General features: G+C 43.2%; 24 protein-coding genes, 1 tRNA gene, 1 pseudogene and 1 riboswitch. Of the genes and pseudogenes, 21 read left to right on the forward strand and 5 right to left on the reverse strand.

Features of this window, described 5'->3' with window-relative positions:
- The first annotated feature begins 117 nt into the window (after positions 1–117).
- The 12 genes from AC1WMD_RS01410 (at position 118) to AC1WMD_RS01465 (ending at position 5,823) form a co-directional block, all read left to right on the forward strand.
- The gene (locus AC1WMD_RS01410) at positions 118–558 is read left to right on the forward strand and encodes a hypothetical protein (RefSeq protein WP_494255812.1); all 441 of its coding nucleotides are present in this window, start codon (positions 118–120) and stop codon (positions 556–558) included.
- Positions 545–892 carry a DUF1360 domain-containing protein gene (locus AC1WMD_RS01415; protein WP_494255813.1) on the forward strand — a complete coding sequence of 116 codons (348 nt, stop codon included), beginning with the start codon at positions 545–547 and terminating at the stop codon, positions 890–892. The genes AC1WMD_RS01410 and AC1WMD_RS01415 overlap by 14 nt, the downstream gene beginning before the upstream one ends.
- Before the next feature lie 439 nt (positions 893–1,331).
- Positions 1,332–1,565, forward strand: a complete 234-nt coding sequence (locus AC1WMD_RS01420; protein WP_186003908.1) for a hypothetical protein — start codon at positions 1,332–1,334, stop codon at positions 1,563–1,565.
- 32 nt (positions 1,566–1,597) lie between these two features.
- The gene (locus AC1WMD_RS01425) at positions 1,598–1,801 is read left to right on the forward strand and encodes a holin (RefSeq protein WP_494255814.1); all 204 of its coding nucleotides are present in this window, start codon (positions 1,598–1,600) and stop codon (positions 1,799–1,801) included.
- Positions 1,802–1,916: 115 nt separating this feature from the next.
- The gene (locus tag AC1WMD_RS01430) at positions 1,917–2,123 is read left to right on the forward strand and encodes a DUF1657 domain-containing protein (RefSeq protein WP_494255815.1); all 207 of its coding nucleotides are present in this window, start codon (positions 1,917–1,919) and stop codon (positions 2,121–2,123) included.
- Positions 2,124–2,215: 92 nt separating this feature from the next.
- A complete protein-coding gene (locus AC1WMD_RS01435) occupies positions 2,216–2,686 on the forward strand; it encodes a YhcN/YlaJ family sporulation lipoprotein (protein ID WP_494255816.1) in 471 nt (156 codons plus the stop codon).
- A gap of 11 nt (positions 2,687–2,697) precedes the next feature.
- A complete protein-coding gene (spoVAC, locus tag AC1WMD_RS01440; RefSeq protein WP_494255817.1) occupies positions 2,698–3,177 on the forward strand; it encodes a stage V sporulation protein AC in 480 nt (159 codons plus the stop codon).
- Entirely contained in the window at positions 3,177–4,190 is a 1,014-nt protein-coding gene (gene spoVAD / locus AC1WMD_RS01445; RefSeq protein WP_494255818.1) for a stage V sporulation protein AD, read from the forward strand. Before spoVAC ends, spoVAD begins: the two co-directional genes overlap by 1 nt.
- Position 4,191: 1 nt before the next feature.
- Positions 4,192–4,548: a stage V sporulation protein AE gene (gene spoVAE / locus AC1WMD_RS01450; protein WP_494255819.1), complete on the forward strand. Its 357-nt coding sequence runs from the start codon at positions 4,192–4,194 to the stop codon at positions 4,546–4,548.
- Positions 4,549–4,559: 11 nt separating this feature from the next.
- Positions 4,560–4,766, forward strand: a complete 207-nt coding sequence (locus tag AC1WMD_RS01455; RefSeq protein WP_494255820.1) for a DUF1657 domain-containing protein — start codon at positions 4,560–4,562, stop codon at positions 4,764–4,766.
- Between the two features lie 12 nt (positions 4,767–4,778).
- Positions 4,779–5,639 carry a DUF421 domain-containing protein gene (locus AC1WMD_RS01460; RefSeq protein ID WP_043903831.1) on the forward strand — a complete coding sequence of 287 codons (861 nt, stop codon included), beginning with the start codon at positions 4,779–4,781 and terminating at the stop codon, positions 5,637–5,639.
- A gap of 10 nt (positions 5,640–5,649) precedes the next feature.
- Positions 5,650–5,823 (forward strand): hypothetical protein, encoded by a 174-nt coding sequence (locus tag AC1WMD_RS01465; RefSeq protein WP_494255974.1) that lies wholly within the window; start codon positions 5,650–5,652, stop codon positions 5,821–5,823.
- Between the two features lie 68 nt (positions 5,824–5,891).
- Here the strand turns inward: AC1WMD_RS01465 and AC1WMD_RS01470 are convergent, their stop codons facing one another.
- On the reverse strand, positions 5,892–6,212 hold the full coding sequence (locus AC1WMD_RS01470; protein ID WP_494255821.1) for a thioredoxin family protein: 321 nt from the start codon (positions 6,210–6,212) through the stop codon (positions 5,892–5,894).
- 132 nt (positions 6,213–6,344) lie between these two features.
- On the opposite strand from AC1WMD_RS01470, the gene AC1WMD_RS01475 reads away from it, so the two are divergent.
- The 3 genes and pseudogenes from AC1WMD_RS01475 (at position 6,345) to spoVIF (ending at position 7,175) form a co-directional block, all read left to right on the forward strand.
- Positions 6,345–6,581 (forward strand): hypothetical protein, encoded by a 237-nt coding sequence (locus AC1WMD_RS01475; protein WP_494255822.1) that lies wholly within the window; start codon positions 6,345–6,347, stop codon positions 6,579–6,581.
- A 133-nt stretch (positions 6,582–6,714) separates the two neighbouring features.
- Positions 6,715–6,801 (forward strand): annotated as a pseudogene (locus tag AC1WMD_RS01480) (YjcZ family sporulation protein); the annotation flags it as partial.
- 119 nt (positions 6,802–6,920) lie between these two features.
- A complete protein-coding gene (gene spoVIF, locus AC1WMD_RS01485) occupies positions 6,921–7,175 on the forward strand; it encodes a sporulation-specific transcription regulator SpoVIF (RefSeq protein ID WP_043903834.1) in 255 nt (84 codons plus the stop codon).
- Between the two features lie 129 nt (positions 7,176–7,304).
- Here spoVIF and AC1WMD_RS01490 read toward each other — a convergent pair whose 3' ends face one another.
- The 3 genes from AC1WMD_RS01490 to AC1WMD_RS01500 form a co-directional block, all read right to left on the reverse strand.
- A complete protein-coding gene (locus AC1WMD_RS01490; protein ID WP_043903835.1) occupies positions 7,305–7,736 on the reverse strand; it encodes a GNAT family N-acetyltransferase in 432 nt (143 codons plus the stop codon).
- A gap of 1 nt (position 7,737) precedes the next feature.
- Complete coding sequence (locus AC1WMD_RS01495; protein ID WP_043903836.1) at positions 7,738–8,259, reverse strand: YjcG family protein; 522 nt, start codon at positions 8,257–8,259, stop codon at positions 7,738–7,740.
- Between the two features lie 65 nt (positions 8,260–8,324).
- Positions 8,325–9,053, reverse strand: a complete 729-nt coding sequence (locus tag AC1WMD_RS01500; protein WP_494255823.1) for a GTNG_0744 family esterase — start codon at positions 9,051–9,053, stop codon at positions 8,325–8,327.
- A gap of 257 nt (positions 9,054–9,310) precedes the next feature.
- Positions 9,311–9,421: riboswitch (SAM riboswitch) on the forward strand.
- A 77-nt stretch (positions 9,422–9,498) separates the two neighbouring features.
- Here AC1WMD_RS01500 and AC1WMD_RS01505 point away from each other — a divergent pair.
- The 6 genes from AC1WMD_RS01505 to AC1WMD_RS01530 all read left to right on the forward strand — a co-directional run bounded on the left by AC1WMD_RS01505 (position 9,499) and on the right by AC1WMD_RS01530 (position 16,410).
- Entirely contained in the window at positions 9,499–10,602 is a 1,104-nt protein-coding gene (locus AC1WMD_RS01505; RefSeq protein WP_494255824.1) for a methionine biosynthesis PLP-dependent protein, read from the forward strand.
- Positions 10,603–10,606: 4 nt separating this feature from the next.
- On the forward strand, positions 10,607–11,788 hold the full coding sequence (metC, locus tag AC1WMD_RS01510) for a cystathionine beta-lyase (RefSeq protein ID WP_494255825.1): 1,182 nt from the start codon (positions 10,607–10,609) through the stop codon (positions 11,786–11,788).
- A gap of 268 nt (positions 11,789–12,056) precedes the next feature.
- Positions 12,057–12,956 (forward strand): ABC transporter permease subunit, encoded by a 900-nt coding sequence (locus AC1WMD_RS01515; protein WP_494255826.1) that lies wholly within the window; start codon positions 12,057–12,059, stop codon positions 12,954–12,956.
- Complete coding sequence (locus tag AC1WMD_RS01520) at positions 12,949–13,893, forward strand: ABC transporter permease subunit (RefSeq protein WP_494255827.1); 945 nt, start codon at positions 12,949–12,951, stop codon at positions 13,891–13,893. Before AC1WMD_RS01515 ends, AC1WMD_RS01520 begins: the two co-directional genes overlap by 8 nt.
- Before the next feature lie 211 nt (positions 13,894–14,104).
- A tRNA-Val gene (locus tag AC1WMD_RS01525) sits at positions 14,105–14,177 on the forward strand.
- A gap of 730 nt (positions 14,178–14,907) precedes the next feature.
- Positions 14,908–16,410: a malate:quinone oxidoreductase gene (locus AC1WMD_RS01530; RefSeq protein ID WP_043906491.1), complete on the forward strand. Its 1,503-nt coding sequence runs from the start codon at positions 14,908–14,910 to the stop codon at positions 16,408–16,410.
- A 228-nt stretch (positions 16,411–16,638) separates the two neighbouring features.
- On the opposite strand, the gene AC1WMD_RS01535 is transcribed toward AC1WMD_RS01530, so the two are convergent.
- The gene (locus tag AC1WMD_RS01535) at positions 16,639–16,980 is read right to left on the reverse strand and encodes a hypothetical protein (protein ID WP_494255828.1); all 342 of its coding nucleotides are present in this window, start codon (positions 16,978–16,980) and stop codon (positions 16,639–16,641) included.
- Positions 16,981–17,606: the final 626 nt, after the last annotated feature.

The raw sequence follows: 17,606 nt of genomic DNA on the forward strand, positions 1-17,606 counted from the left end.
TAGCAGACTGTTCCTTTATCGAGGGACAGTTTTTTTTGACGAACTTCAGGGCAAATCTCATGATTAAGCCGCATACATATATAAGGTAGCAGCCGAAATAAGGAGGGGGGACCACCGATGAAACGAAGCGATATCGTCGAAAACGAACCGCTTCTTTATATTGTGCAGCCCAAATTGGAGCGTACGGTCGCTTATATGCAGCGGACGTTTAAAAGCAAAGCGCCCGTCAAACAAGAATTGAAACATAAAAGCGAATGGGAGAACGGCGAAATTGTCCAAGAAAATCTAAATCAACAGCAGGGGAAGCAGTTTCAACAGATGTCATTAGAGGAACAATTATCATTTTTAGCAAGCCCACCTGCCTCTCTCTCTCATGTGAAATGCAAGCTTGTTAGCATCGATGGTGAAAAGGAAGGGATTATTCGTAAATATGACGGAACGGAAATCACCATCGATACGGTTTCGGGAACATTCGTTATTCCGAGAAAGGAGGTTGTTTCCGTTGCGTTAATCGGGCTATCGAGGAAGGAGGAAGAAGAACCGCGTGACGGCGACTGAACTTTTCCTTTTTATTTTAGGAACGTTTCGCCTAACGAGATTGATGATGTACGACTCGATTACGTCTTTTTTGCGAAAGCCTTTCCATGAAATTGTTGAAGAAACATTGCCTGACGGAACGGTACAATCGTTTTTGCATATTAAAGGGAGCGGATTGCAGCATTGGATTGGCGAGCTGTTAAGTTGCTATTGGTGCACGGGAATTTGGTGTGCGGCTATTCTTTATATCGGCAATATGCTTTACCCTGTATTATTTCACCCGCTGCTGATCATATTGGCGATTGCTGGCGGTGCCTCGCTAGTCGAGTGGGCGGTTGAAAAAGTAGATGCGTAAACAAGAGCGAGGAAAACGATAGGTTTCCCGCTCTTTTTTCGTTTGTTATAGAATGTCCACGAGTACAAGTAAAGCAAGATGCAGTTGCAATGTCATTTTATGTCGTTGCTACTTTTACATGTTTTTTATTATATTCGAAAAATCAAAACGTGATGAAAAAGGAGAAACACATTCTGTTTGCACCACATAAACTAATACTACATTAAACAGCTTGGAGGTTATAGCGATGAAAAAAAACATTCAATCTCCCAAACAAATTAAGGCAAAAAGAGTGCTTTCTCCCCAAACGCCGTCTGTAAAGCGGGCAGGAGGATGTGGCTGCGGCAGAACGAGAACGATAAAAAGAAATAATGGATGAACTGTGAAAAATGCCTATACCTCCATTGGTCTAGTTGCATAGTCTAACAATGCAACAAGGTGACAGGAAGGAGGAGTGGGCGTGTCCAATCGTAAAAAATCTCGTGTCATCCATGTTGATAAGCTAATTATTCACGCTGACGATGTGATCGTTATTCCAAAAGGACGCATTCGCGATCCATGGTTGTTTCCGCGTCGTTCTGATGTAGAAGCAATCGAAGATGTTCATAAAGAATTATCACACGATGATCATGAACATGATGATCATGAACGTGACGATCGTGAAGAGGAAAGAAGACCTTTTTCTTGGATCTAAACACTTAGCGAAAATTGATGGAGGAAACGTAAGTGGAGCGTTTTAAAAACTACGGTCTTTGGCTGGCCATTGGTTCTTTTGCTATTTTGGCATTACAAACATTTGGTGTTGATATCGATTTAGGGAAATACGAGCGGCTATACGAAGCATTTTTAAGCATTCTTGTCATGGCAGGGATTCTCAACAATCCGTCTCTTGGCCGCGGTTACTCCGATAAGGTGAATAAAGAAAAATAGGCTGTCCGATTCAACGGACAGCCTGTTTTTTGTAAAAAATTACAATTATATTTTCTCCCTAAAAAACCATTCTAACAATTGTAATCCCCTTAAAACAATCGGGAGGTAACCCAACATGACAGTTGCAACACAAGTAAAACAAACATTAGCAGGTTTAAAATCAGCACAAGCAAGCTTCGAAACATTCGCATTGCAGACAGAAAACCAAGCTGCAAAACAACTTTATCAACAAGCAGCGCAACAAACACAAGCGATCGTTGATTTAATCAGCTCGCGCGTGCAAGAAATTGAAAACGAAGAGCCACAATATAAACAACAATAACGTAGGAAGAGTAAGTGTTGGGATGATGATGGAAAAAGGTTGGTTACTGGCCAACCTTTTAAAAAAATACATAAATGAATGGGTTGATGAACATGAGAAAGTGGTTGCTCATGGCGCTGGCCGTCGGCATCGTGATGGGCGGTTGCGCCAAAGAAAACGGGGTAAAACAACAATCGATGCGAGGAACGAATCTAATTCGCACAAATACGGATGGAACAGCAAAACACGCCAATATAGATCAGCTGCCGGCAGAGCAGGCAGTAGCATATGTGCGTTCGCGGGATGATATTAAAGATGCCGTTGCCGTCAACACAAGTAAGAAACTGCTCGTCGCTTATCAAATCAAGCATATGGACCGCTTTTACCGTAAACAAATTGAAAAAGAAATACACGATCAGCTAAAACGCTTATTTCCCGATCATCAAATTACTTCATCTAGTGACTTGAAAATATTTTGGAAAACAAGGGAGCTAGTGGATGATTTAGAAAATAATAATTGGGATGAAGCAAAAACGAACAAGCAAATCGAAAAAATTAAGCGGCTAAGTGAAGATTCCGCATAAGGGGTGGCACTATGGCAAACGAAAAGCGAAAAAAACTTACTCCTGTACAACAGGAATATCATTTGTTTGAAAAAGAACGGGAAACGAAGCGTCCCGTCGTAAAAAACTGCTTGCGCGCTTTTCTTGTCGGCGGACTCATTTGTGTGATCGGGCAAGCCATTTCATACTGTTATATGTATTTTTTTGACTTTACCGAGCAAACGGTAGGAAACCCGACGGTGGCAACGATGGTATTTATTTCGATGATTTTAACTGGGCTTGGGGTATATGACCGCATTGCCCAATTTGCTGGTGCAGGAAGCGCCGTTCCGGTTACCGGCTTTGGGAATGCGGTGATTTCAGCAGCGATTGAGCACCGGACAGAAGGATTCGTGCTTGGGGTCGGCTCGAATATGTTCAAACTTGCCGGCTCGGTGATTTTATTCGGCACGTTTGCCGCCTTTGTCGTTGCCTTAGTCAAGACACTCGCCACGCAGTGGGGTGGTTTGTAATGTTAAAAGGGCATCGGACATGGGTGTTTGACAACAAACCAGTTATCGTTTCCACGGCAACGGTTGGCGGACCGTTTGAGGCAAACGGCCGCATCGCTGACGATTTCGATCTACTTCATGAAGATTTATGGCTTGGTGAAGATTCTTATGAAAAGGCCCATAAAGTGCTGTTGGAAGAAGCGATGTTTAAAGCAATGGAAAAGGCCGGAATAGAGAAAGAAAAAGTGCAATTTCTAATTGCCGGAGACCTCATTAATCAGATGACCCCAACGAGTTTTGCGGCAAGAACGATTGGCGTCCCGTACCTTGGCGTGTTTGGCGCCTGTTCCACCTCTATGGAAGGGCTGGCGCTAAGTGCTTTTATTGTGAATTACGGCGGGGCAGACTATATATTGACGGGAGCGGCGAGCCATAACACGGCGGTGGAAAAACAATTCCGCTACCCGACGGAATATGGCGGACAAAAACCGCCGACAGCCCAATGGACCGTAACAGGGGCAGGAGTAGCCCTCATTAGCCCGAAAGGAGACGGGCCGCGCATTACTGCAGCAACGATCGGCCGCGTCGTCGACATGGGTCTGAGCGATCCATTTAATATGGGAGGAGCGATGGCGCCGGCAGCGGTAGATACGATTGAGGCGCATTTGCGCGATATGCAAATCGATGCCTCTTACTATGATTTAATTGTTACTGGCGATTTAGGGAAAATTGGCCGCAATGTGTCGCTCGATTTGCTTCATCAGCATGGGGTGAAGATAGAGGAAGAACGTTATCAAGACTGCGGTTTGATTATTTATCGCGAAGGCCAGCCGGTGCTAGCGGGAGCGAGCGGTGCGGGGTGTTCTGCGGTGGTTGTATACGGGCATCTGTTAAATCGGATGAAACGGGGGGAATTTAAGCGAATTCTTGTCGTTGCCACGGGAGCGCTGTTATCTCCGCTTTCGTTCCAGCAAAACGAAACAATCCCGTGCATTGCTCACGCTGTGGCGATTGAGTATGGAGGTGAAGCGTAAGATGCTGGCGATGTTTTTTTGGGCATTCGTTGTTGGAGGCTTGATTTGTGTAATCGGACAAATTTTAATGGACGTGTTTAAATTAACACCTGCCCATACGTTGACAATATTAGTGGTTATTGGCGCCATTTTAGATGGATTCGGTTTGTACGAACCGCTTATTGATTTTGCCGGCGCCGGCGCGACGATCCCGATCACCAGTTTCGGCAACTCCCTTGTCCATGGGGCAATGCACGAAGCAGAAAAGCACGGGATTATCGGGGTGCTGACGGGAATGTTTGAAGTGACGAGCGCCGGCATTTCCGCAGCCATTGTTTTCGGCTTTATCGGCGCGTTATTATTCCGTCCGAAAGGATAGGAGGGAGAGAAATGACCGTTGCTTCACAAGTTAAGCAAAGTTTAGCAAGCTTAAAAAGCATTCATGCTGGATTGCAGGAACTCGCCCTTGTTTCACAGGATGAAAAAGCGCAGCGAACATTTCATGAAGCGATGATGATGACGGAAGAAATCATTGCCGACATTAAAAATCGCATCGGCAAACTGGAGCGAGAAGAGCCACAATATCAAGGACAGTAAGGAGCATGATCGATGCCTGTATGGTTAGAAGTAGCAATTCGTTCGATTTCCATCATTATTGGCTTGTTTATCATTACGCGAATACTGGGAAAAAAACCATTATCCAAACTCTCCTTTTTTGAGTATATTGTCGGCATTACTGTCGGTGATATCGCCGGAACGATGTCAATGGATTTAAGTATTAGTTTGCAGGAAGGCATCACAAGCATTTTAATTTGGTCGTTATTTCCCGTGCTCACTTCTCGCATTTCACTACGAAATAAAAAATTCCGTAATTTTGTGGAAGGAAATTCCACTATTTTTATCAAGAATGGAAAAATATTAGAGGAAAATTTAAAACGTGAAAAGTATACAGTAGACGAACTTCTTGAACAACTTCGCAAAAAAGACGTATTTCGTGTGGCAGATGTGGAATTTGCGGTGCTCGAGCCAAACGGTGATTTAAACGTGCTGTTGAAACGGGAAAAACAGCCGCTAACGGTCGGCGATGTATTTCCAAACCCGCCTTCGGAAAAAGAGCCGCAAACGGTCATTATGGACGGCATGATTTTGGACGAGCCGCTGGCGACAATGGGGTTAAGCCGCGGCTGGCTGAAGCAGCAGTTAGACAAGCAAGGAGTTGCCATCGAAAACGTATTTTTGGCGCAAGTCGATTCTTACGGACAGTTGACATTGGATTTGTATGATGACAAAATCCAAATTTCCGAGCCGCAAGAGAAAAAACTGCTGCTGGCGGCGATCAAAAAAGTGCAGGCAGACTTTGAATTATTCGCTTTGCAAACTGAGTCAAAAGAAGCAAAAGAGCTATATCGAACAAACGCTGAAAAAATGCAAACATTATTACAAAAAGTGGAGCCATTTTTAAGAAACTAAGGGAGGCATCATGATGGAACAAAAACGAACTCGAACAACCGATGAAGAAATTACGGTCGAATTGAAAAAAAGCGACCGTGGGCAAAAAGCGAATACGACAGATGAAGAAATATCGATCAAATTTATGCACAGCGGAAATAATGTCACACACCAGCCAAAAGATTATGAGGAGATTGAGTATTAAGCCTGGCTTTCTTGACGCCTTGCGAAAAAAGCCGCTCACGAAATAATCCGTGAGCGGCTTTTTTGTGTCTATATAGTCAACGATTGCAAAAATGCTTTTACTTCTTCCGGCGTTTTCGCGTTGGCGCTGTGGAGATGGGCAACTTTTTCCCCATTTTGGAACAGGAGCAAACTTGGGATGCCCAATACTTGATATTGTTCAGCGAGTTCTGGAAATTGATCACGGTTCATTTCAAACCAATCGTATTGCGAATATTCCTTCACAATGTCATCGATAAACATATTTAATCTCGTGCAGTCTGGGCACCATGTTGTATAAAATTTAACAATTACTGGTTTATCGCTGGAAATAATTTGCTGGAATTGCTCAGTCGTTTGTATTTCTTTCAATGTTCTTTCCTCCTTGAACAAAATGATATCGTTTATACTTTATCATATTTTGTTCGAGAAAAAGAATTTAAACGCCTTGGCACACTACGGTGTGTGCTGCATACACAAATGGTAAGGAAGGAGGGGAACGGAGTGAGCAAGGAGTTGGAAAAAGCGCTAGAAACATGGGCAAATTCTAAAAAAGAGGGACATGAGCAGTTTATCCAGTTGTTTGAACAGTGGGGAAAAAATTTCGATAAGCAAATTCAGGAAATCGAAAAGTTAAACAATCAATTTTTAAAGGATATACAAGGAAATTTGGATTATATCAACAAGTGGTTTGCCAAAAAAGAAAATGAATTTGCCAAGTTATTCCGCATCTTTGGATAATGCATTTCCACATGTGCCTATACCATTTGCAAGTACGATGAATACGATAAAGTAACAAAGCGTAAGGAGGTGCACCACTATGGGCTTTGGATGCTGCGGTTTCGGCTATGGCGGCTATGGCTATGGCGGCTATGGCGGTTTCGGCTATGGCAATAGCTTTGTGTTGATTGTTGTGTTGTTCATTTTGTTAATTATTGTTGGTGCTGCATTTGTAGGCTAATATCATGCAGCGGGTACGGGCTGTTCTATTCAACGGGCAGCTCGTACTTTTTCTTTCCGATGCATGCACTTCTTGTTTTTCATTTCATACGATATAAGAGGAAAAGGAGGATTTGGTAAATGGATAATCAATTTTTTAAAAATATCGAAAAGAAAACAGGCGTCAATATGAGAGACATATTGGAATTAGCAAACTCCTTACAAAATGCCAATTTTAAAGATGAAAAAACGGTTCGTCATGTCATTCAGCGTGTCGCGCAAATCGCCAATCGGAAAGTGCCAAAGCAGTTAGAAGACCAAATCGTCAAAACGATCGTTCAAAATGGAAAACAGCTTGATTTTAACACGATTGCCAACATGCTCAACAAAAAATAAGCAAAAGGGAGCCTTCCGAATTGGAGCTCCCTTATACCATTTCTGCGTATTTATTTCTCTGGAAAAGAGGAATAGAGCCAAAAAAGAAAAAAACATAAAAAAGAACCGTACCATTGCTTGATACGGTCTTTACCATGTTTTGACCATCGTGACATGCGGAATTCCGGCATCCATAAACACATCGGATACGGTTTCGTATCCGAGCTTTTGATAAAATGGTTCGGCATGTGTTTGCGCATTTAATTTTACTTTTGGGACACCTTGTTCTTTTGCGAATTGCTCGATCTTTTCCATAATCAGCTTTCCCGCCCCGCGGCCGCGGTATTGCGGCAGTACGCAAATTCGTTCAATTTTTCCAAGACCTTGATCAACGATGCGAAATCTGCCTGCGCCGACGGGCTTTCCTTCATCATACAGAACAAAATGGGTCGCTTCCTGATCGAATTCATCAATTTCCTCTTCTTCCGGGACATGTTGTTCTTCAATAAAGACCGTTCGCCGAACGAGCAGGGCGTCATTATATAAGGAAGCGTCACTTTTTTTCCCAATGGCCACATTCATGTTATTCCTGATCCTTTCCTCCAACCAAAAATGTTTCATATACCGTCCAAGAACCGTTTTCTAGTTGATATAGGAGATGGAAACGATCAACTGTTTCTTCAAAATACACGTCTTGCATCCGCAACTGTCCATACACATCCGCGTACTCCGCACTTGGCAAATCGCGGCCGATCGTAATATGAGGGACAAATACGAATTCTGGCTGGCCGGCGAAGATCCCGCTGTGGAGCCGTGCGTGGAGGCGCTGCAGCGTTTCATTCGGTTCTACCTTTAAATAAATGACATTGCTTGCCGGGTAAAACGAGCTGAATTTCGTCACTTTTAACGGGATGACATCCGTTTCGGCCGCGATTTTGCGCAGTTCTTTCACCATTTCTTTAATTTGCTGGTCATCCGCTTCAAAAGGTTCTTTTAAGGTTAAATGCGGCGGAATGAGGGCGTAATGGCTATCGTAGCGCTTTCTATAGGAATTAGCAAAGTCCTGTATCCGCTTTGAAGGAAACAAAGCAATACCGTATTTCATAAAAAATCCCTCCTTAAATGAAGTAGTACTTAATTATAACAAAATTTTGAAAAGTATTGTAGTGCTTACATAGAAAGGATCCAGGCAATGGCTCGTGGAACATCAGGCTGCCAATACGTCCACGCATGGTCGCCGTCAAATTCATTATATTTATACAAAAAACCTTTTTCGCTAAACGCTTCCCGTGCTTTCCGGTTTGGCGCAATAAAATCGCGTACGTGTCCATCTGTTGTTTTTACAGCGGTTTCCTTTGTCCCGACCGAATGATAAATTTGCAATAAGGATGGTTCAGAAAACTGGCGGATTTTTGCGATGATGTCTTCGTCTATATACGGTGACTGCATCGCGATTTTTCCAAATGTATGCGGATACAATAGTCCTGCCATCAAGGATACCGTACCGCCGAGCGAATCGCCAATGAGCGCACGCCCTTTTCCGATTTGATACGTAGGAAACGTTTGATCTAAAAACGGAATGAGCTCATGGGCTAAAAAGCGCAAATATTGGCTGTTTTTCTTTCCGTTTGGATGATATTTCTCATAACGGTCCTTAACATTATGATACGGAATTCCGATGACGATGGTGCGATCAATTTCGCCGTTTTCCATCAGCTGTTCGATCACGCTTTTTATTTTCCCGTACATAAAATAATCTTTTCCATCTTGCGCAATTAAAAGAGAATATTTATGAAGCGGGGAAAAGGTGCTTGGCAAATAAGCAAGCAGCGTTACTTCTTCTTCGAGCGCATTGCTGTAAATCGTATAATCCTGCATCGTTCCTTTTTGCGTCGCCATGATGTATCCTCCATAAACATAACGATTCACCTGTTATTGTAACATATTTTTGCTAGAACATGTTAATAAACGCCGTCTAATCGTGTGAGTTTTTGAAAAAATAAGCGGCTTTTTTGCTGTTTTTGTCATAAAATAAAGAAATGTACTGCCATCAGTTAGAACATATGAAAAACATGTTGATAAAAAATTACTTGCAAAATTATTATGAATGGGTTAAATTTTTAGATAATCAGACAAATGAATATCGGCAAGATGCATTCTTATCAAGAGAAGCGGAGGGAACTGGCCCTGTGAAGCTTCAGCAACCAGCCAAATATTGGCCAGGTGCTAAATCCAGCGAATTGAGTTTTCAATTCGGCAGATAAGAAGAAGCACTGACAATGGTTATGGAAAAGTCTTCTTCTTAGAAGACTTTTTTTATTTTACCAAAGAGGGAGAGAGATAAATGGAGAAACTAGAGACATTGTTAGCGCAAATCGGAAACCGCAGTGAAACGGTAACAGGGACGGTCAATCCGCCTGTCTACTTTTCGACGGCATACCGTCATAAAGGAATTGGACAGTCGTCTGGGTTTGACTACATCCGCACCGGCAACCCGACGCGCAAAATCGTCGAGGAAGCGATTGCCAAGCTCGAGGGCGGCGGTCAAGGCTATGCGTTCAGCTCCGGCATGGCCGCAATTCAGACAGTTCTTGCTTTATTTGAAAGCGGGGATGAATTTTTAGTTTCCGCCGACCTTTACGGAGGTACATATCGCCTGTTTGAACGGGGCTGGAGAAAATACGGGTTGTCTTTTCATTATGTAGATTTTCGCGACATACGATTAGTAGAGAACGCGATTACCGAAAAAACGAAGGCGATTTTTTTAGAAACGCCGACCAATCCGCTCATGCAGGAAACCGATATCGCTGAAGTAGCGAAGTTGGCGAAAAAATACGGTTTGCTTCTTATTGTCGATAATACGTTTTATACCCCGGTTCTGCAGCGCCCGATCGAACAGGGGGCCGATATAGTCATTCATAGCGCAACCAAATATTTGGGCGGCCATAACGACGTATTAGCCGGCCTTGTCGTTGCGAAGGGAGAGGAGCTTTGTCAACGCTTGGCGGAGTATCATAATGCGATCGGCGCCGTGCTTTCTCCGTTTGACTCGTGGCTATTGATTCGCGGCATGAAAACATTGGCGCTGCGGATGCGCCAGCATGAAGAAAACGCGAAACGCATCAGCGAGTTTTTAGCATCCCACGAAGATATTACCGATGTCTTATACCCGGGAAGAGGCGGCATGTTATCGTTCCGTTTGCGCGAGGAAAAATGGGTCAACCGCTTTTTGCAAAGCTTACGCTTAATTACGTTCGCCGAAAGTTTAGGAGGTGTGGAAAGCTTTATTACGTATCCAGCGACGCAAACGCATGCTGACATTCCGGAGGAAATCCGCATCGCCAACGGCGTCTGTAACCGGCTGTTGCGCTTTTCTGTCGGCATCGAACATGCCGAAGATTTAATCGCCGACTTGGCGCAAGCGTTGAAAAACATGAAAGAGGTGTAGGGGGATGGAACAACGTGTTTCTTTTCAAACGAAACTGCTTCATAACAAATGGAAAATCGATCGGCAAACAGGGGCAGTAAGTGTGCCGATTCAGCATGCTTCGACGTTCCATCAATTCGATTTTGACACATTTGGCAAATACGATTACAGCCGCTCCGGCAACCCGACGCGCGAGGCGCTCGAAGAAACGATTGCCGAACTGGAAGGCGGCGTGCGCGGCTTCGCTTTTTCCTCGGGGATGGCGGCGATTTCGACTGCGTTTCTTCTCTTGTCCAAAGGTGACCATGTGCTCGTGACCGAAGATGTTTACGGGGGCACGTATCGCATGATCACCGAAGTATTAAACCGTTTTGGCATTGAATATACGTTTGTCGATATGACCGATTTACATGAAGTGGCTACTCATATTCGTCCGAATACAAAAGTGATCTATGTCGAAACGCCGTCCAACCCGCTTTTAAAAGTAACTGATATCCAAGGAATTGTCAAACTCGCGAAAGCCAATGGCTGTTTGACGTTTTTAGATAACACATTTATGACTCCCGCGCTCCAGCGTCCGCTCGACCTTGGCGTCGATGTCGTTCTTCATAGCGCGACGAAGTTTTTGGCAGGGCATAGCGATGTCGTGGCGGGACTTGCCGTGGTGAAAGACGAGGAGTTGGCGAAACAGCTGTACAAATTGCAAAACGCGTTCGGCGCCGTGCTTGGCGTGCAAGATGCGTGGCTGGTGTTGCGCGGATTAAAGACGCTGCACGTCCGCCTCAAACAGTCATCCGAATCAGCGCTCGCCATCGCCCGCTATTTATCTAGCCATCCGAAAATAGAGGAAGTGTATTACCCAGGGCTCACGCACCATCCTGGCCATTCGATTCAACGCTATCAAGCCTCGGGATTTGGCGCAGTATTATCGTTCCGCCTCGCCGATGAAGAAGCGGTGAGAACGTTTGTGAAACACGTTCGCCTTCCTGTATTTGCTGTCAGCTTAGGCGCGGTCGAATCGATTTTGTCCTATCCGGCGAAAATGTCGCACGCCGCGATGCCGAAAGCGGAACGGGAGCGGCGCGGCATTACCGATGGTCTGCTGCGTCTTAGCGTTGGCTTGGAGGCGGTTGAAGATTTAATCGCCGATTTCGAGCAGGCATTATCCTATGTCAAAGAAACGCCATCCGCCGTTTCCGCACGCTGAAAGAAAAAGGTATGCGCCAAAAATATGGGCGCATACCTTTTTTGATGCTGCTGTTTTCGTTTCTTTTAGCAGGTTAAGGGGATTGGCGATGATAGGAGCCGCGCCGTGATCGTGTGGATCGCTGTTGGTAATTGCCCAATAGCGTCGATAATCGAAGGCGAGATGGTGAAATGAAAAAAATGATGGCCATAGAATAAAAATCTATTTATTTGAAAATTATGATAAAATAAAAATCAAGGTAAAAATAGGATAAGGGGGTAAAAGTTGTTTGCATGATTTCTGGATGAAAAAACTGCTCGAATTTTCGGTTACGATCGTCGTCATCGTTTTCAGCAGTTATGTTGTGTTTTACGCTATCCCGAATTTTCAGAAAGAAGGGTCGCTGCCTTTTCTTTATTATGCTGACGCGCATTATTCTTTTTTTGATTATGTGAAGGAGATTGCATCACCGTTTGACGTTACATTTCCGAACTACACAACAGGGAGACAAACAAACTTTTTCGAGTACATCCAAGAGCCATATATGTATTCCTTGACGTTGATCGTACTCTCCTTGTTGCTTACTATTGTGTGCGCGACCGTGCTCGCTTGTATCTATGTTTTATCTAACGAAACGATGAAGCGGATGATAGAACGTATTTCCGTATGGATGGAATCGGTTCCGGATTTATTATGGATTTTCGCGCTCCAGCTTTTTCTTGTATGGATATTTAAAAAGACGGGGATGGAAATCATTGCTATTTACGCGTTCGGCGATACAAAGGCGTATTTTTTGCCGGTTTTGTGCATGACGCTTGTGCCGACACTGCATTTTTTCCGCACGATTGTGCTGTTCGCCCAACGGGAACAAACGAAACCGTATATTGAGTTTGTTTATTCTCAAGGATTTCCAAAATGGTATATCGTAATATTTCACCTATTGCGCAATACGCTGTATCATTTGATTCATCAATTGCGTGTGCTGTTTGTGTTTATGATATCGACGCTGTTTTTGGTTGAGTTTGCGTTCAACATCTATGGGTTTACGGGTTTTATTTGGAAACCTGGTTTTTTAACTCCGCCAACGTTATGCCTATGGCTGCTTCTCCTGTACGTTCCGTTTTTTATCGTATTTTCCGTTATGAGCTATTTCATTTATCGTATCGTGGGAAGGGAAGCGTATGAATAACAGCGTATTTCGTTCAAAACGATTTTTGTTTGGAATCGGTTATTTTATTGTGCTGCTTGCTGCCAGTTTCTTTGTCGGCCAGCATCACGACTTGTTTTTTTCCGAGCACCAGACCCTCATCATGAATGAAAAAGGGGAAATTGTAAAAGAAACTCCTTTTGATCCATGGACCGCACCGCCTTTTGGCACGGACCGCCAAGGAAACAGCATGTTTTTCAAGCTGCTGGACGGCGCGCGATTTACCATTCTCATTGTGTTTAGCATATGTGCCATCCAAATGGTGCTAGGGATTTTGATTGGCAGTGCAACGGCTTACGCGCCTTCCTTTATTCGCAAGGGGATCGAGCAGATTTGTCAGACCTACCTTTACATTCCGACGATTTTATGGTCGATTGTTTTGATGATGCCGTTAATGGTGCAAAGCGGGCAGGAGGGGTATCGATTTTCGCTTGTTTTGTATCAATGCGCTGTGTTAGTCTGCGTGTCGCTGCCTCCGCTCATTCTTGCGATCGGAAAAGAGATGCAATGGATGAACAAACAAGAATATGTGATAAGCTCCCGATTGCTGGGGGCAGGAACGCTGCATGTATTTCGAAAACATGTTTGGCCGTATCTGCGGGAAACGATCGTCGTTCTGTTTTTGCAGCAAGTCGTGCAAACATTGATTCTATTAATCCATCTCGGGTTTTTTGAGATTATTATCGGGGGAAGAATAGAGAAAACAGATATCTTGACCGGCGAAGCATCCGTTCACCCGTTTGTGCACGAATGGTCGAGCATCATCGGGCTCAGCCGCGACGAACTGATTCACGCACCGTGGATCGCTTTGTCGCCGCTCGTCATGTATATGGTGACGATCTTTGTCACCAACGCGATGATAGAAGGGATGAAAGGCAGCGGAAAATGGCGGATGTATTCGGTACTAAATAACAAATAAGGCGGCGGAAATCTTCTTCCGCCGTCTCGTCAGGCGACCGTGTGATGCAGCTTCTTCAGTCCCGTCCATTACTTTCGATATTCGCTGGATTAAACAATGAAAAATTCCCTTCCCAAGCCGTTTTCATCGCCACCAAAAAATTTTTTAAAAAAGTATTTGACAAATCCGCTGCTCGTCCATATAATAAAAAATGTGTTCAACAGAATAACATGATTCCGTAGCTCAGCTGGGAGAGCGCCACCTTGACAGGGTGGAGGTCGCTGGTTCGAGCCCAGTCGGAATCATCACATGTCAGAGAACCGCGTCAGATTAACGTCTGATGCGGTTTTTTCTTTTCGTTGACTTGACGTTGACTGTGCTGCAGGGTAGCGGTTGCCCTCGTTGCACGGTAGCGAATGGGGACAACACGAAAATCATTATTTCTCAACTTACAATATTCTGAAGAGTGTGGTAGTATAGGTCTGTATAGACATTACTTCAGCCTGGAGGACGACAACATGAAACCTTTATATGAAACTCATCTTGAGGCACTTGCAGCGGTAAAAGCAACTGGACAGGACATGACTGATGCAGATATAGGGTTTTAGAAATGGCGTATGAAATGGGATATCCAAACCTGACTCTTTAGCCACATGGGTGATGGATTTATCCCCCTCCAAGCATAATTCAACAACCTGAATCTTGTACTCCTTATCAAAAATTCTCTTTTTTATGATTGGACACCTCGAACCGATTGTAATTAAGTTTATTACAATCTCCCTGTTCTCCGTGTCCAATTTTTAGACTAACATCAGTATAAAGTTGTTATAGTATATATAAATTTATAAATAATAATGATATACTATAAATTGAATAGTGATATACTTATAATCGAATAATCAAATAGTGCTATACTATAATTAAGATATAATTGCTGTAGAAAAGGTGCGTGGCGAGGACCCTGGATCGCTTTAGCTTAGGCAGGTGCGCCTGCATCCTTTCTGCAAATAATAATAGGGGATAAGGATGGGAAAAATGAGCAACAGACAAACTAGAACAGACGTTATCTTAATTGGTGCCGGAATCATGAGTGCGACTTTAGGGACACTGTTGAAAGAATTAGCACCGGAATGGGAGATTAAAGTGTTTGAGAAGCTCGGCAAACCAGGAGAAGAAAGCTCTAACGAATGGAATAATGCGGGAACGGGGCATGCTGCACTATGCGAGCTTAACTACACACCGGAGAAACCGGATGGATCTATTGATATTAACAAAGCTATAAGAATTAATGAACAGTTCCAAGTTTCCAGACAGTTTTGGGCTTACCTTGTAAAAAACAATCTGTTACAAAATCCGCAGGAATTCATCAGACCGTTGCCCCACATAAGTTTAGTCCAAGGGGAAAATAATGTGAGATTTTTAAAGAAACGTTTTGAAGCACTATCAAATAATCCATTATTCCAGGGAATGGAATTTTCTGATGACCCGGAAAAACTGAAAGAATGGATTCCGCTTATAATGGAAGGCCGTACATCGAATGAACCGATCGCGGCAACCAAAATCGACTCAGGTACGGATGTTAACTTTGGTGCTTTAACGCGCATGTTGTTTGACCACTTAAAGAGGAAAGATGTCGAAATAAACTATAAGCATAGTGTTGAGGATATTAAACGTACCAGCGACGGCCTGTGGGAATTGAAAGTGAAGGATCTCAATAGCGGTTCTGTTGAAATCCATAAGGCTAAATTCGTATTTATTGGAGCCGGCGGGGCAAGTCTGCACTTACTTCAAAAATCTGGTATTCCAGAAGGCAAACATATTGGTGGATTCCCTGTAAGCGGATTATTTATGGTATGTAATAATCCAAAAGTTGTAGAGCAACATCATGCAAAAGTTTACGGTAAAGCTAAAATTGGTGCGCCTCCGATGTCTGTTCCGCACCTTGATACACGGTATATCGACAACAAAAAAATGTTGCTCTTTGGACCGTTTGCAGGCTTCTCGCCTAAATTCTTAAAAAATGGCTCAAATATGGATTTGTTTGCTTCCGTAAAACTGCACAATCTCGTAACTTTGTTGGCGTCAGCTTTTAAAAACTTTTCTTTGGTAAAATACTTGGTCCAGCAGCTTATGTTAACGAAAGAAAAACGCATGAAAGAGTTGCGCGAGTTTATCCCGACGGCTAAATCAGAGGATTGGGATATAGTCGTCGCGGGCCAACGTGTGCAAATTATCAAAGATACTGAAGCTGGCGGTAAAGGAACGATTCAATTTGGTACGGAAGTTATTACTGCCGCTGATGGCTCGATCGCTGCATTGCTCGGCGCTTCTCCTGGTGCTTCTACTGCCGTACACGTAATGCTTGAGGTGATTAAAAAATGCTTCCCACAACATATGAAAGAGTGGGAACCGAAAATAAAAGAAATGATTCCTTCTTATGGCGTGTCACTAGCGGAAAACCCAGATCTTTTCCAAAAACTTCATACTTCAACAGCAGAGACGCTCGGTCTAAGCGAAAAAGAACTGGTTTATAGTTAATTCTTTGGATGCAGAAACGAAGCCAATAAATAAGAACCTAAAACTGTATATATTTAGAAAATCGAAGAGGCTATCTCAAAAGGTCGTTAAACTGACCTTTTGAGAGTAGCCTCTGTTTCTTTAACTTTATGAATATAGGAATTCCCATTGTGGCTACGATTCTGGGTTGGAAAGTCCGCCGAGATAAAAATTTATGAGGCGTTCAAAAGTTTCATATATTATTATATGTTACACAGGCTTTGCCGTTTCCTTCCGGGTGACTTCGTCAATTTTATCTACAAACATTTGGAAAACACGTCTTTTCTCTTCTAAATCACGAATAGATTCTTTCAGTTTTTCATATTTCTCTTCAAATGGTATATGGTAACGCTGGCGAATCGTTTTAATGATTTCTTCGTTCACTGTCGACTGAATCACTTGCTTTGTAATGTTGTATTTATACGCGTAAACTCTTAACTCTTGTTTGACTTGCTCATATTCTTGATTAATCTGGCTCAATACTTCAGATATATCTTTCTTCCATTCTTCAAGGGATTTCTGTATGTATGATTGTTTCGTCATTTCATCCATGAAAACACCTTCCCGCCGTCTATATAGTTGGTCCCTTCCTCATTTTAACGCAACTTTTTTACACCCCGTTTACTGAAAAATTACATTGTCATTTCATTTATGATTTATTTTAGGTGGGAACTATAATTGAACTACCCCCACTTACCGGCTAAAGCCGGTGGAAGTGGGGGATTCTTGTTTCCTCTGGCCGTAGTTGCTCAAAAGTTCCAAGAACCCCCTCCGTATCTTGCAGAAAAAGGATAGTGGTTTGGTTAATTAAAAGAACGTGTTGCAAAACGCATAATGGATGCATAAATGCATATAAAAAATCCACCACCTTGGAAATTATATACAGCGACCAAAAACAAGAGGTGGACACGCTCATGATTTCCAATTGGAACAGCGAACATGCATGGTCTTACGAAATCGATCCACTTGTACTGCATGTGTTATGCTGCATCCTTATGCATAACTTTGAGTTTTTACTCTAGTTTTGCAACACCATCATTCAACTAAAAATCACTTTGTTGAACTATCCCGATTGTTCATATGTTTGGAGAGTATGAGAAAACAGATTATCATGTTACTAGAAAAACGCTTAAGTCAATCAACCGGTTTACGGATGAGATAACCTGTTGGTACGCTAA

The sequence above is a fragment of the Parageobacillus sp. NEAU-HV-2 genome (genome assembly GCF_059115485.1).

Excerpts from the sequence above, each read along its gene's own strand:
- AC1WMD_RS01410 (WP_494255812.1), top strand. The coding sequence starts at position 118 with ATGAAACGAAGCGATATCGTCGAAAACGAACCGCTTCTTTATATTGTG.
- AC1WMD_RS01430 (WP_494255815.1), top strand. The coding sequence starts at position 1,917 with ATGACAGTTGCAACACAAGTAAAACAAACATTAGCAGGTTTAAAATCA.
- AC1WMD_RS01435 (WP_494255816.1), top strand. The coding sequence starts at position 2,216 with ATGAGAAAGTGGTTGCTCATGGCGCTGGCCGTCGGCATCGTGATGGGC.
- spoVAC (WP_494255817.1), top strand. The coding sequence starts at position 2,698 with ATGGCAAACGAAAAGCGAAAAAAACTTACTCCTGTACAACAGGAATAT.
- spoVAD (WP_494255818.1), top strand. The coding sequence starts at position 3,177 with ATGTTAAAAGGGCATCGGACATGGGTGTTTGACAACAAACCAGTTATC.
- spoVAE (WP_494255819.1), top strand. The coding sequence starts at position 4,192 with ATGCTGGCGATGTTTTTTTGGGCATTCGTTGTTGGAGGCTTGATTTGT.
- AC1WMD_RS01455 (WP_494255820.1), top strand. The coding sequence starts at position 4,560 with ATGACCGTTGCTTCACAAGTTAAGCAAAGTTTAGCAAGCTTAAAAAGC.
- AC1WMD_RS01460 (WP_043903831.1), top strand. The coding sequence starts at position 4,779 with ATGCCTGTATGGTTAGAAGTAGCAATTCGTTCGATTTCCATCATTATT.
- AC1WMD_RS01465 (WP_494255974.1), top strand. The coding sequence starts at position 5,650 with ATGATGGAACAAAAACGAACTCGAACAACCGATGAAGAAATTACGGTC.
- spoVIF (WP_043903834.1), top strand. The coding sequence starts at position 6,921 with ATGGATAATCAATTTTTTAAAAATATCGAAAAGAAAACAGGCGTCAAT.
- AC1WMD_RS01490 (WP_043903835.1), bottom strand. The coding sequence starts at position 7,736 with ATGAATGTGGCCATTGGGAAAAAAAGTGACGCTTCCTTATATAATGAC.
- AC1WMD_RS01495 (WP_043903836.1), bottom strand. The coding sequence starts at position 8,259 with ATGAAATACGGTATTGCTTTGTTTCCTTCAAAGCGGATACAGGACTTT.
- AC1WMD_RS01500 (WP_494255823.1), bottom strand. The coding sequence starts at position 9,053 with ATGGCGACGCAAAAAGGAACGATGCAGGATTATACGATTTACAGCAAT.
- AC1WMD_RS01505 (WP_494255824.1), top strand. The coding sequence starts at position 9,499 with ATGGAGAAACTAGAGACATTGTTAGCGCAAATCGGAAACCGCAGTGAA.
- metC (WP_494255825.1), top strand. The coding sequence starts at position 10,607 with ATGGAACAACGTGTTTCTTTTCAAACGAAACTGCTTCATAACAAATGG.
- AC1WMD_RS01520 (WP_494255827.1), top strand. The coding sequence starts at position 12,949 with ATGAATAACAGCGTATTTCGTTCAAAACGATTTTTGTTTGGAATCGGT.
- AC1WMD_RS01530 (WP_043906491.1), top strand. The coding sequence starts at position 14,908 with ATGAGCAACAGACAAACTAGAACAGACGTTATCTTAATTGGTGCCGGA.
- AC1WMD_RS01535 (WP_494255828.1), bottom strand. The coding sequence starts at position 16,980 with ATGGATGAAATGACGAAACAATCATACATACAGAAATCCCTTGAAGAA.